This window comes from Parazoarcus sp. PS-13 R2A, from assembly GCF_057621855.1.
Map to the genome: position 1 here is coordinate 393,016 of NZ_JBYEXN010000002.1, position 13,492 is coordinate 406,507.

The 13,492-nt window shown below is 64.7% G+C and carries 9 protein-coding genes; 1 reads left to right on the forward strand and 8 read right to left on the reverse strand.

The genetic code is table 11. The features are described from left to right. Window positions 1-121 precede the first annotated feature (121 nt). On the forward strand, window positions 122-4,774 hold the full coding sequence (locus tag AC22G6_RS03725) for an EAL domain-containing protein (RefSeq protein ID WP_487365663.1): 4,653 nt from the start codon (window positions 122-124) through the stop codon (window positions 4,772-4,774). A 36-nt stretch (window positions 4,775-4,810) separates the two neighbouring features. On the opposite strand, the gene AC22G6_RS03730 is transcribed toward AC22G6_RS03725, so the two are convergent. The 8 genes from AC22G6_RS03730 to AC22G6_RS03765 all read right to left on the reverse strand — a co-directional run bounded on the left by AC22G6_RS03730 (window position 4,811) and on the right by AC22G6_RS03765 (window position 13,298). Further along, a complete protein-coding gene (locus AC22G6_RS03730) occupies window positions 4,811-6,973 on the reverse strand; it encodes a carboxy terminal-processing peptidase (RefSeq protein ID WP_487365664.1) in 2,163 nt (720 codons plus the stop codon). A gap of 159 nt (window positions 6,974-7,132) precedes the next feature. Beyond that, the gene (locus AC22G6_RS03735) at window positions 7,133-7,780 is read right to left on the reverse strand and encodes a TIGR04282 family arsenosugar biosynthesis glycosyltransferase (RefSeq protein WP_487365665.1); all 648 of its coding nucleotides are present in this window, start codon (window positions 7,778-7,780) and stop codon (window positions 7,133-7,135) included. Between the two features lie 7 nt (window positions 7,781-7,787). Beyond that, a complete protein-coding gene (locus AC22G6_RS03740; protein WP_487365666.1) occupies window positions 7,788-8,474 on the reverse strand; it encodes a TVP38/TMEM64 family protein in 687 nt (228 codons plus the stop codon). 5 nt (window positions 8,475-8,479) lie between these two features. After that, on the reverse strand, window positions 8,480-9,448 hold the full coding sequence (gene arsS / locus AC22G6_RS03745) for an arsenosugar biosynthesis radical SAM (seleno)protein ArsS (protein ID WP_487365667.1): 969 nt from the start codon (window positions 9,446-9,448) through the stop codon (window positions 8,480-8,482). 109 nt (window positions 9,449-9,557) lie between these two features. Beyond that, window positions 9,558-10,247: a haloacid dehalogenase type II gene (locus AC22G6_RS03750; RefSeq protein ID WP_487365668.1), complete on the reverse strand. Its 690-nt coding sequence runs from the start codon at window positions 10,245-10,247 to the stop codon at window positions 9,558-9,560. A gap of 47 nt (window positions 10,248-10,294) precedes the next feature. Then, a complete protein-coding gene (locus tag AC22G6_RS03755) occupies window positions 10,295-11,206 on the reverse strand; it encodes an HD-GYP domain-containing protein (RefSeq protein WP_487365669.1) in 912 nt (303 codons plus the stop codon). 5 nt (window positions 11,207-11,211) lie between these two features. Continuing rightward, the gene (locus AC22G6_RS03760) at window positions 11,212-11,877 is read right to left on the reverse strand and encodes a glycosyltransferase (RefSeq protein WP_487365670.1); all 666 of its coding nucleotides are present in this window, start codon (window positions 11,875-11,877) and stop codon (window positions 11,212-11,214) included. A 14-nt stretch (window positions 11,878-11,891) separates the two neighbouring features. Beyond that, window positions 11,892-13,298, reverse strand: a complete 1,407-nt coding sequence (locus AC22G6_RS03765) for a sodium:solute symporter family transporter (protein ID WP_487365671.1) — start codon at window positions 13,296-13,298, stop codon at window positions 11,892-11,894. Between the last annotated feature and the right edge of the window lie 194 nt (window positions 13,299-13,492).

Here is a 13,492-nt window from a genome sequence, read left to right on the forward strand (position 1 = left end):
GGCGGTTTTTCGGGGTGGCGTGTATGGTTTGCCCCATTACATCTTCCGTCTTGCCTTGTGATAGCCTCGGTCCCGAGGTGGTTTCTGTTTGTATTTTTGTTTAACGACAGGTAGTAATCTGATGGCAGATGGTAAGGAGACGGCGGCGACGTCCGCCCCCAAGACAAAGCGCGCCAAGGCAAACGCTGCGCGCGACAACGCACCCACCTATGTGGTCGGTCTTGGTGCTTCTGCCGGCGGGCTGGAGGCCTTGCGACCGCTGATTGCCGATCTTCGGGCAACGGGCAAGACGGCGTACATCGTTGCCCAGCACATGTCGCCCCAGCACACCAGCCTGCTTACTGACCTTTTGTCGCGCGATGCGAAGATCTCGGTGACCACGGCCAATCACAACGAGATCGTCGCTAGCGATCATGTCTATGTCTGCCCGCCCAACAGGGACATCACCGTGCGTGACGGGCAGCTGGTGCTGGTGAAGCCGGCCAACGAGATTGGTCCCAAGCCCTCGGTTGACCTGCTGCTGCATTCGCTCGCCGATACCTACGCCGACTATGCGGTGGGCGTTGTGCTTTCGGGGACAGGCAGTGACGGGGCGCATGGTTGCCGTGCGGTCAAGGCGGCAGGCGGGCTGGTCTTCGTACAGTCGTTCGACGAGGCCAAGCACGACGGCATGCCGAGTGCCGCTGTGCGTTCGGGCTCGGTCGATCTCCAGCTGCGGATCAGCGAGATTGCGCAGCACCTGAATACGCTTGCAGACGTGTCGCCGATGAGGATTCCTCTCGAGCGCCCCGCCGAGCGTCCCACGGTTGCAACCCTGCGCGATGTGCTCGACCTCGTGTTCAAGGCGACGCAGATCGATTTCACCCAGTACAAGGAAGCCACCCTGGGGCGCCAGGTGGAACGGCGGATTGCCGCGCTGCGTCTGGACTCGCTCGAGGATTATCTCGTTCATGTGCGCGAGCACCCGGGTGAGCTGACGACCCTGCAGAAGAGTTTCCTCATCTCGGTGACGTCGTTCTTCCGCGACCCGTCGCCGTTCCAGGCGCTCACGGGGGTCATCACCAATCTTGCACGTACAAAGGCGCCGCGTGAGCCGATTCGCGTGTGGGTGCCGGGTTGCGCGACCGGCGAAGAGGCCTACACGATTGCCATTCTGCTGGTCGAGACGCTCGGCAGTCGTATCAATGACTTCGATGTGCGCGTCTTCGCAACCGACATCGATCTCACCGCGACCGATGTTGCGCGTGCCGGACTCTATCCCGAGGCCTCGCTCGAAGGCATGGCGGCGCATCTTCGCGACCGCTATTTCCATCAGGAAGGCCGCTTCTACCGCATCAGCAAGCTGATCCGCGAGATCTGCGTCTTTGCGCGGCAGGACATCGTTCGCGATCCGCCTTTCCTGCGCATGGACGTCATCAGCTGTCGCAACGTGATGATCTACTTCAAGCAGGGCTTGCAGGAAGAGCTCTTCAACAAGTTCCATTACTCGCTGATCCCGGGGGGCTATCTGCTGCTGGGCAAGTCGGAATCGATCAGTGGCGCCACCAATCTCTTCTCCACGGTCGATGGCAAGAACAAGCTGTATCGCAAGAAGGCGGTGCAGACACCGTATCCGGTTCGTATCGGCGGCAACCTGACCTTTCCCGGGGTGAAGGCCGAGGGCGGGGCGGTGCGTGGCAAGACCGCGCAGATGCCGCGAGTGGAGATCATGCGCGACATCCTGCTGCGCGAATATGCGCCGCCCAGCATCCTGGTCAGCCAGGCCTTCGAGCCCCTGCATTTCTTTGGCAACGCCCGTCGTTACCTGACGCTGCCAGAGGGGGCGGCCGATTTCTCGATCCTGTCGCTGTGCGTTCCCGAGATCCGGACCGAGCTTCGCACCATGTTGCACCGCATGGCGCAGGACAGCCTGTCCGAAACCGCAGGCCATCCCATGATGGTCTCGATCGACGGCAAACCGGCCCACATCCGGCTTGTACTGCGCAAGTTGTGGATGGAAGGTACGGACAGCGAACGCGGCATCATGATCTGCTTCGAGGAGCAGAACGGGCCGGACTCCGCCGAGATCGAAGCGGTGCTCGGCTCGGTGGGCGATCAGGGGGCGATAGCGCGCCTGCTGCTCGAATGCCAGCAGGAACTGGCTGGCACTCGTGAGCACCTGCAGGCCGTGATCGAGGAACTGGAAACCTCGAACGAGGAGCTGCAAAGCCTGAACGAAGAATTGCAGGCCAGTTCCGAGGAGCTGCAGGCCTCCAACGAAGAGCTCGAGACCACCAACGAAGAGCTGCAGGCTACCAACGAAGAGCTCACCACGCTCAACGACGAATTGCAGGCCAAGTCCGTTGAGCTGACCGATCTCAACGATACGCTGACAAACATCCAGAACTCGGTGCAGATGGCACTGGTCGTGGTGGACAAGCTGGGGCGGGTCACGCGTTTCAACCCGCTCGCCGTGCGTATCTTCGGCCTCATGCCGGACGACGTCGGCCAGAGTCTGGTCGGTGTTCCCTGCAACCTGCGTTTGACCCGTCTGCGCGACCAGCTGGCCGAAGTCATCGAGAAGGGCGAGACCGTCATTGATCGCGCCGCGCGCGGGGACACGCACTATCTGATCCAGATTTCGCCCTACCGTGACAGCAACGGGCAGCTGACCGGCGCAGTGCTCAGCTTTACCGACGTCTCAGAAGTTCGCACCGAGGAAGTCCGCCGGCTCGAAACCGAGGAGCGCATGCGCTTCATCACCGAGTCGCTGCGCGAGGTGGTGTGGATGGCCGACCCGGGATTCAGGCAGATGCTGTACGTGACGCCCAATTTTGCCGATTTCTGGGAGCGCGACGTAGAGGAGATCACGGACGACCCGAAGCGGATGCTGGACTGGGTTCATCCCGACGACCGTGTGCTGCTTGAGAAGCGTGTCATCAAGCACCCGGTCGAGCACTGGGATTTCGAGTTCCGCGTCATTCTGCCTTCCGGCAAGCTGCGCTGGCTCAAGGAACGCGGCCAGTGCGTAAACAACGAGCGTGGCGTGTGCAAGTATCTGGTCAGCAGCACGTCCGACGTGACCGACCTCGTTGCGGCGCGGCACGCGGTGCAGGCCACCGCAACCCGCTTCGCGTCGGTGTTTGCCAATACCGCAGTCGGCATGGTGCTGGTCGATCCGGACGGCCGTATCAACCAGACCAATACGGCCTTTTCGCACATGCTCGACTATGAGCCGGACGAACTCGTCGGTCGCCATTTTCGTGAAATCACGGTTGAAGAAGACCGTTCGGGCGATCTTGCGCTGTTCGCCGAGCTCATGGCCGGCAGGCGCGACAGCTACACAATGGACAAGCGCTACCTGACCAAGGCCGGCGATATCCGCTGGGGCCGGCTCACCGTCAGCATGACCCGCGAAAGCACGCTTGACGACGACCTGATCGTCGCTGTCGTGCAGGACATCACCCAGAGCAAGCGCCAGGAAGCCACGATCTTCCAGCAGGCCAACTTCGATGCGCTTACCGGCCTGCCCAACCGCAACCTGACGCTCGACCGGCTCAGCGAGCAGATGCGCCTGACCGACCGCTCGGGCATGCCGACCTACGTGCTGTTCCTCGACCTGGATGGTTTCAAGCCGATCAACGACCTGCTCGGGCACAGGGTTGGCGATCAGGTGCTGAAGGAACTTGCAATGCGTTTCTCGGGCCTGGTGCGCTCGACGGATTCGGTGGGCCGCTTCGGCGGCGACGAATTCGTCATCGTGCTCGGGCAGGTGGAGGACGTTCTTGTGCTCGAGCGCGTGTTGCACGACCTCCTCGAAGCCGCGCGTAAGCAGATGCCGGAAATCAAGAAGGGGCTCGAGCTGTCGGCCAGTGTCGGTATCGCGCGCTATCCAGGGGATGGCGCAACGGCGACAGAGCTCATCCAGCATGCGGACACGGCGATGTATTCGGCCAAGAAGGGGGGGCGTAACGGCTTCCGCTACTTCGCGCCGCACATGAACGAACAGGCCGAGCGGCGCACGCAGATCCGGCGCGAGATCGCGCTGGCGCTTGAGGAGGGGCAGTTCGAGCTCTACATTCAGCCGATCTGGAACCTCGCGGAGAAGCGTGCCACTGCGGGTGAGGCGCTGATTCGCTGGAATCACCCCTTGCGGGGTCTGGTGCCGCCGCTCGACTTCATTCCGCTGTCGGAAGAAACCGGCCAGATTCTCGAGGTCGGTGCCTGGGTGTTCAACGCGGCGGCCGAGCTGGCGCGTTCATGGGCCGGGCGCTGGGGCGGCGATTTCCGGCTTGCATTCAATGTGTCGGCAGAGCAGTTCGCAACCCGCGAGCTCGAAAACCACATGCGCGCCCAAGCGGATGCGCTGCCGCACCTCACGGTCGAGATCACCGAGAGCATGTTGCTTGAGACCAATCCGATCGTGCGCGAGACGCTCGATGCGGTTCGAGCGCTGGGCGGCAAGGTCGCGCTGGACGATTTCGGAACCGGCTATTCCAGCCTCGCCTACCTGCAGAACCTGCCTGTCGACACGATCAAGATCGACAAGCGTTTTGTCGATGGCATCCTGGACGACCCCAAGGGCAAGACCCTGGTCAAGGCCATCAGCTCGATCGCGCAGGCCATTAATGCAAGCGTCGTTGCCGAGGGTGTGGAGCTGGCAAACCAGGCGCGCTTCGTGGAAACGCTCGAGAACGCCAGCCTGCAAGGCTGGTACGTCGCCCGGCCGATGCCGGTGGCCGAGTTCGAGAAATGGATGGACGCACCGCCGCGGCCGAAAGGCGATAGCCAGTAATCGGCTCATCCCTTCCGGCTGGGTGTCTGCGGCAGCCTAGTTGACGCGGGCGCCGCTCGCGGGCGGATTGCGTGCAGCCAGCCCGGTTTCGGATTGCAGCAGCTCGACCATGTCACCCAGGATGGCGCTGGCCTCGTCGAGCAGGACGTCGCGCCGGTTCTTGCCCGACTTTTCGGCGTCCAGTTCGGCGCGCAGGCTGCGTTCGCCGGCGATCAGGCCGTCGTCGCGAAGCGCCGCAATGGCCGCCGGGGTGGCGGCTTCAGCGCTGTCGCCGGCCGCCGCGGCGCGTGCCAGCTCCCTGGCCTTGAGGCGCGCCTCCTGCATGCTTCGTTCGCGACGACGCTCGACTTCGTTGAGCGAGATCTCGTTGCGCTTGCGCAGGGTGTTCAGTTCGGCGACGTCTTCCTCAAGATTGCGGTAACCGATGTCGCTCGTCACCCGGGCTGAGTGGCGCAGCGTCAGCGCTGGCAGCAATTCCGCGAACTGGCCTTCCGGGGTGAAGGCGGCCGGCTGCACCTGCGTCCACGGCAAGGCGTTGTCGTAGCTCGACTCGCCAAAGTTCTCCTTGTCTGCCAGCGAGGGCAGGGCGATATCCGGGGTGACGCCCTTCAGCTGCGTGGTGCCGCCGGAGACGCGGAAGAACTGGGCGACCGTCATCTTCAGCTCGCCATACGTGGGCGTCCTGCTGGCGGCCATTTCATCGAGATCGAGCAGGGTCTGCACCGTGCCCTTGCCGAAGCTCTGCTCGCCGATGATCAGGCCGCGGCCATAGTCCTGCACCGCAGCGGCGAAGATTTCGGAGGCCGATGCAGACGCGCGGTTGATGAGCACGCCAAGCGGGCCATCCCAAGCCTGGCCGGGGATCATGTCGCTCTCGACGCGGATCTGCCCCTGCGCGTTGCGCTGCTGAACCACCGGGCCGGTGTGGATGAAGAGACCGGTCAGGGCGATGGCTTCGTCGAGCGAGCCGCCACCGTTGTTGCGCAGGTCAAGCAGCACCGCATCGACCGATTCGGCTTTCAGTTCGGACAGCAGCCGTGCCACGTCGCGGCTCGCGCTGCGATAGTTGTCGTCGCCATTGCGCCGCGCGCCGACGTCCTGGTAGAAGGTTGGCAGGGTGATCACGCCGACGCGCTTCCTGGCATCTGCGTTGCCGACATCGAGGATGGTCTTGCTTGCCGCCTGCTTCTCCAGGGTGATGGTGTCGCGCACCATCACCACCCGCTTGTGCTCGGCGTCCGGGCCGGCGTCGGCGGGGAGGATGTCGAGCACGACCGTCGTGCCCTTTTCACCGCGGATCATGCCCACCACATCGTCCACTCGCCAGCCCACCACGTCCACAAATGGGGTGTTCTCGCCCTGGGCGACGCCGGCGATGCGGTCGCCGACCGCAAGGCGCTCTGAGCGGCTGGCCGGCCCGCCTGCCACCAGTTCGCGGATGGTGACGTAGTCGTCACGCTCCTGCAGCACGGCGCCGATACCCACCAGCGACAGCTTCATCGAGATGGCGAAGTCCTCGGAAGCGCGCGGTCCGAGGTAACTGGTGTGCGGTTCGATCGACGCGGCATAGGCGTTCATGAAGACCTGAAAGACGTCGCTGCTCTTCGCGCGCAAGGAGCGGGCGAGGGCGGTTTCGTACCGCCTGTCGAGCGTGGCACGGATCTCCTTCTCGTCCTTGCCGGCGAGCTTCAGGCGCAGCCAGTCGTTCTTCACCCGTTTGCGCCAGATGTCGTCGATCTCGGCCTGGGTAGCGGCCCAGGGCAGATCGGTACGTACGTAGCGGTACTGTTCGTCGAGCTCGAAGTCGAAACCCTTCTCCAGCAGCTTGCGCGCCAGGCCCAGCCTTTCCTGCACGCGTTCCACATAGCGCGTGTAGATGGTGAAGGGCATGTCGAGCTGCTGTCCGGCGATGGCATCGTCGAGCAGGGTGCGGGCGACAGAGAACTGGTCGATGTCAGCCTGCAGGAAAAACACCCGTTCGGGGTCGAGCGACTTCAGGTAGCGGTCGAAGATCTTCTCCGACATGCGGTCGTCAAGCGGAACCGCTTCGTAATGGTAGCGGCTGAGCAGCCTGGCGCTGACCGCCGCTGCCTCCGCCTGTGTCTCGTCCGGCTGCAGCGTGATGGGCGCAGGTGCCGGGGTGGCCGCCTGCACCGCGGTGGCCAGCGCCAGCAGAATCCAGGGGATGTTTCGCTTCATGTCGGGTGCTCCAGTGCAGTGTGCGTGATGCGTGATGCGTGATGCGGGCTTGCAAAAGCCCCGGCACAGGGTGACGGGGCGACGGGCAAACGGCCTGATCGTCGAATTCCGCAAGCTTACCAGCCGGGACTGACGCGAATAAGACTCACGGCAGGCGAATCAGTTCGTGGCGGGGACTCTGTGCACGCTACCGTACCAGCCCGACGGCAGCCATTCCAGATCCTGTGCTTCGTCAATGTCGTGCTGTTCCGGGAGCCGGGCGACGCGCCAGCCGATGCGCCCGATGCGGTCGAGGGTTTCGGTGGCGACCGTGGGCACACTCCAGTGCATGTTGTCGAACAGCGAGGCGTGAAAGCGGTTCAGCCCGAGCAAGGCATAGCCGCCGTCGGCGGTCGGGGTGATGGCCGCGTCATGATCGGTCAGCGCTTGGGCTGCAGTGCGAAGCACATCGCTGTCGAGCGCCGGACAGTCGGTTCCGATCAGCAGCACCGGCAGGCCGGTGTCGAGCCCGCGCGACGCCGCACGTGCCATTCTGGCCCCAAGATCGCCCTCGCCCTGCCCGGACCATTGCAGCTTGGGTGGCAGGTTCAGTTCGTGCCAGGCCGGATCTGCGGCCGAGGGGGCCGCACACAGTTCCACCGGTCCGAGTCCGGCGCGCAGCGCGTTGTCGACGGTGTGGGTCAGCATGCGCTGCGCAAGCCGCGCTGCTCCGTCGGCGCCGAGCGTGGGGATGAGCCGGGTCTTGGCGTAGCCTGCGACGGGCGCCTTGGCAAAGATGATGATGCGGGTCGGTTTCAACGTTTGCATGCCACTGTCAGCCGTGACGCCATGCCTGGTAACGCCCCACCCAGCCGAGCGCCGCCCGGGCAAGCAGCGGAAACACGCCAAGCAGCGCGAACGAGGCCAGCAGGCCGGGCGACACAATGCCGCCAAGACCGTCGATGCGGGCGAGCTGGGTGCCGGCGTTCACATACACCAGCGTGCCCGCGAGCATGCCGAGCTGGCTCACCCAGTAGAAGGTGGCGGCACGGATCGGTGTCAGCCCCATCAGCAGGTTGATCAGGAAGAACGGGAACACCGGCACCAGACGCAGGGTGAACAGGTAGAAGGCGCCATCCATGCGCACCCCCTCGTTGAGCGCCTTGAGACGGTCGCCAAAGCGCGCCTGCACGGTCTCGCGCAACACGTAGCGCGAGGCGAGAAACGCCAGCGTGGCGCCGATCGTCGATGCAAAGGACACCAGCACCATGCCCCACAGCAAACCGAAGAGCGCCCCGCCGGCCAGCGTCATGATGACCGCACCGGGCAGCGACAGCGCGGTGACCACGATGTAGATGCCCAGATACGCCAGCCCGAGCAGGAGCGGCGACGCGTCGCGCAGCGCGGTCAGGCGGTCCATGCCGGCCTTGAGCCCGTCCAGCGTGAGCAGCTGCTGCAGGTCGAACACGAAGAACAGCACGACCAGCAGCGCCGCGGCGGCGACGAGAGCGATCTTCTTCATCGTCATCAGGCCTGGAGTGCGCCGCCACAACTGCTGCCCTGGCCGGCGGTGCAGCCATAGCAGTGGTCCGCTACCCGCACCGGATCCCCGGCGGGGTTGGTCTTGAGCAGGTCGCGCAGATGCGGACGCGCGGGCATCGAGGCACCGGGCAGGGCGAGACCCAGTTGCTGATTGAAATCGCAGTCGTACAGATAGCCCTGCCAGTCGACACTCACCAGACTGCGGCACATCACGCCGGCAAGGTTGTCGTGTTTGTAGTTCGTTTTCAGCAGCTTCATGTAGGTGTTGAACTGCCCCTTCGAGATCAGCATCGAGCCGAAGCGCTGAATCGGCATGTTGGCCAGCGCATAGAGCTCGTTGAAGACGATGCCGAAGTGCTCGAACAGCTCGCGCTTGTAGTCGGCCTGCAGCCTGACCTGGTCGGGGGGCAGTGACGGGCCCTGGGGGTTGTAGACAAGGTTCAGCACCAGCCCGGTGCCGGGTTTGCCGTAGCCCTGCGCATTGAGCGCCTGCAGGGCGGCGATGCTCTTGTCAAAGGTGCCCTTGCCGCGCTGCTTGTCGACGTTCTCCAGCGAATAGCAGGGCAGGGAGGCAACCACCTCCACCTGCTGCTCGGCGAGGAATTGGCCGAGATCTTCCTGACCGGGTTCAAACAGGATGGTCAGGTTGCAGCGATCGATCACCTTTACGCCCTGTGCCCGCGCCGAACGGACCACTTCGCGGAAGGCCGGATGCAGTTCGGGTGCGCCGCCGGTGAGGTCGATGGTCTCGATGCCGCGGGCCTCGATCACCTGGGTGACGAGCGCGAGATTCTCGGCGTCCATCATCTCGGTACGGTTGGGGCCGGCATTGACATGGCAGTGCAGACAGGTCTGGTTGCAGCGATAGCCCAGATTGACCTGCAGCGTGGTCAGCCGGTCGCGGCGCAGAGCGGGGAAGGCGGTGGCCTGGAGCAGGGGCAGGGTGGCGTGCATGGATGTCCTTGTATCGTGAATTGCGGCGACCGTTCGCGTGATCGCCCTGTGCACGTGTAGTCGAATAAGGACGCTGTGACCTTACATCCGGGTCAGGGTTCGGCAGAACTCAGGGCGCAAGCACGATTTCCGGGAGCGCTGAGAGATCCCCGATCATGCCGTCGGGCGTCGATGGCAGGCACTCCGGGGGCTGCCTGAAACGGTTGCACCACATCACCCGACAGCCGGAAGCCTTCGCCGAAAATGCGTCCCAGCTGCTGGACGAGACGAAACAGCTGCGCTCGGCGCCAATGCCGAGATGCCTTTCGGGCAAGGCGTAGACGCTCGGGTGCGGCTTATACACCCCGACTTCCTCGACCGATATGACTGCGTCGAAGAATGCGCTCAGGCCCGCATGGTGAACCGCTGCCGACAGCATGGCGGGCGAGCCGTTGGACAGGATCGCGAGTTTCATGCCGCCGGTCTTGAGCCGTTGCAGGGTTTCGCTCACTTCCGGGTAGGCCGGGATGCTCATGTAGCAGGCCATGAGCTGGACCTTGAGATCGGGGCGGTCCAGATTGAAGCTCGACAACGCAAAGCTGAGCGCTTCCCCGGTAACCTGCCAGAAGTCCGCATGGTGACCGGCGAGACTGCGCAGCCAGGTGTACTGGAGCTGCTTTGCACGCCACAGCTCAAGCACGTCCTGCGCCTTGTTGCCGAGCGCGGTCTCGGCCCCGCGGGCGACACTGGAGACGTCGAACAGGGTCCCATAAGCATCGAAGATGCAGGCTTTGACGCCATCCAGTCTGACTGTTTTCATGGTCTCCTCTTCGTGCCTGGGGTTGGCGAGTGTCTTTCAGGTGCTGCTCAGCGATTTGCCGATATCATATCCTCGACCGGTGCGCGCGCGGCTGCGCTTTGAATTACGCGTGAGATGAGATCGGTGTCGGCCTCGGGCTCAAGCGCGGCAGGATTGCCCTTGCGCCCGGTCGGCACCGCGTGCAGCCGACCGTCGTCGCCTTGCTCCAGGTGGTACTCGCCGCCGCAGGAGCGGCAGTACACCTCGTCCCCCGCCTGTGCCTCCCGCCTCACCACAAGGGTGGGGCCGCACATCACGCAGTTCTGCAACGGAATGCCCTCGTCGCTGTGCCCGGCGATGTGGTCGAGCAGGCCGGCTTCGCCGAGGGTGATGAATTGCGCGCCGAGGTCGCGGTCGAACTGGGTGCCGAGGCGGCTGCGGATGATGTCCAGCGCCTGCGCAATCGGCATGCCCTTGCGATACGGGCGGCTGCTGGTCATGGCATCGAAGGCGTCGCAGACGCCGACGAGACGGCCATCCAGTGGGATCGCGTCGCCCGCCAGTCCGTGCGGATAGCCGTGGCCATCCGGGGTCTCGTGATGATGCAGTACCGCAGGGCGCACCAGGGCTGCCAGCGGATGGCCGGCGAGCATGCGTGCGCCGACGTCGGGATGGGTCCTGATGACGGCGTATTCGTCGTCGGTGAGCTTGTCCGCCTTGCGCAGGATGGCGTCCGGAATGCCGATCTTTCCCAGGTCGTGCAGAAAGCCGCCAATCTCGATGCGCGCCAGCGCCCCGCCGCTGATGCCGGCCGCCTCCGCGAGCAGGGCCGAATAGCGCGACACGCGCCACAGGTGGCCGCCGGTGTACGGGTCCCGCGCCTCGACAACCCAGGCCATGACCAGCAGGCTGGCCAGCATCTGGGCCGACCTGTCGTCCGCCACCTTGCGTCGAGGTTTGAAATAGTCGAACAGACTCATGCGCGCTATTCTCTGATGTGCTTCCCCAGCCACTGTAGCATTGGCGGAGAGGCCTGCGCTGAGCGCCGCACGCGTGCGGGTTTGCGTACTCTCGTGGCCTTGAAGCCGGCCTCGCGGAGCCGGTTCGCGAGCGCCGCCAGCGGGGGGCACGCGTCGGCTGGAATCCCGCCCACGGCCATGAAGGCCTTGCGACTGACAAACAGCGGTGCCGCGGCTTCGCGTTCGGCATGGCGACCGGTGATGGCATCGGGCAGGCTGGCCAGCAGGCGTCGCCAAGGTGTGCCGCTGATGCGCAGGTCGATGCGTCCCCACTCGCAGGCGTCGTCCTGCATGGCCTGGTCGATCAGCTGGTCGGCGAAGGCGGGCAGCACGATGCCGGCCCCGGTCAGCAGCAGCACCTCGGCGCTGGCGAACGCGGCGGCGACGTTGAACTGCCGGGCCGGTGGCCCCGGTACCGTGATCGCCCGCCCGGCGTGTCGACGGGCGACTGCCAGGGTTTCGTCGGTACTGCCGCCATCGACTGCGATCACCTCCACCCCGCAGCGGCGCAAGGGCGCGAGCAGGCGCAGCTGCGCATACGCCTGCATCGCCTCGTTCAGCACCGGTACGATGATCGACAGCCGTGGCGTTGCGCTGTCGTCTGCGCTGGGCGGGGCAGGCGTATCCGGCATGCTGGTGTGGCGCCTCAGGTCGCGCCTTCGCAGCCGCGCGCCGGGCGACGGCCGAAAGCCAGCGGCAGCAGGAAGCCGGTCATGCACAAGCCCAGACCATAGAGGTTGGTACCCAGCAGCAGCGCGTACTTGCCGTCGCCAATCGCCCAGCCCGGCGGAATTGCGCCGACCGCCAGCAAGGTGCCCAGGATCATGCCGGACCAGAAGCTGAGGTGGAAGGACAGCGGCGAATAGCCCACCCAGCGCGAAAACAGGAACACCGGCGCCAAACCGATCACCATGGTGCCGCTGATCGTGGTGGCTTTCAGGATGTCGGTGCCGGCGATCATCGGCAGGTTGCCGATCAGCGCAAACACCACCATCGCAATCGTCCCCGCCAGCACCGGTCGCAGCAATTTCGCACGTCCAGCCAGCAGCGGCAGATCATGCGCGACCGAGCGCGCGAGCGAGGTGAAGGTGGAGTCCAGCGTCGATGCTGCCGACGAGATCATCACCACTGCCATCGCGAAGAAGCCCGCCACGCCGAGCACCCGCGCCACATCCGCCGGCACGTTGCCGCTCACCGGCATGCCTTCGAGGCGCGCATGCACGCCCACCAGGCTGAAGGCCACGATGGCGACAAAGCCGAGCACGCCGGCCACGATGAAGGCGCGCAGCATGGTTTTCTCGCGGGTGACAAAGGCGCGGTCGGTCAGCACCGGGTCATGGAAGGGGTAGGACAGCACCTGCAGCACCGCCACCAGCAGCAGGTCGACGCCCGAGCCGAGCGCAAACTCGCCTTCGGTGAGCAAGGCCACCGGCCCGTGGGTCGGCACGACCCACAGCAGCGTCAGGCCGAGAAAGAGCACGAACACCACCGCCTGGATGACGTCGGTGAAGATCGAACTGCGCAACCCGCCTTTCAGGCTGTAGAACAGCACCGACGCAGTGAACAGCAGCGCTGCGGCGATGAAGGCGCCCGAGCCCGATTCACCGTAGTAGCCGCCAACCACGGCGGTGTTGCTCCACACTTCGTTGAACAGCCGCACCAGGATGGCGGCCGAAAACGCCAGCGCCGCGCCGCGTCCGTACTTTGCGATCAGGAAGGACACCATGCCGGTCGCCCCTTCGCGGGTGCGCAGCCGGTAGATGATCCAGCCGGCCACCGGGATCGACAGCCAGTAAGCGGCATAGGCCAGCCCGCCGACAATGCCGTAGGCCGCGCCCAGGTTCGCGGCATTGGTGACCGACTTGGCAAAAATCCAGCTGATGAACACGCTCATCATCAGCGCCCATTGCGAAGCCGGCCTGCCGGCATCGTCGGCACCGTGAAAGAAGCCGGCCTCGTCCCGTGCGCGCGGTGAGATCCAGTACATCACCAGTCCGAAGACGACCAGGAAGGACCAGAAGAAGACACCCTGAAGTTCGGTCATGCCGCTCATGCGCTCCCCCTGTGCGAGGTGGCAGTCGCGCTGGCGCGCTGTAGCGGATTGTCGGCAAGCAGGGCGCAGGTGCCCTGGCGCTGGCGCGGGTTCGAGGCGGGATACTGCATGAGGGGCTCCACAAACGGATCGTTTGCGTTTCGTCGCGCGAGCGGCGCAAATCCTTACGGAGCGCCCAATGGACAATATCAAAG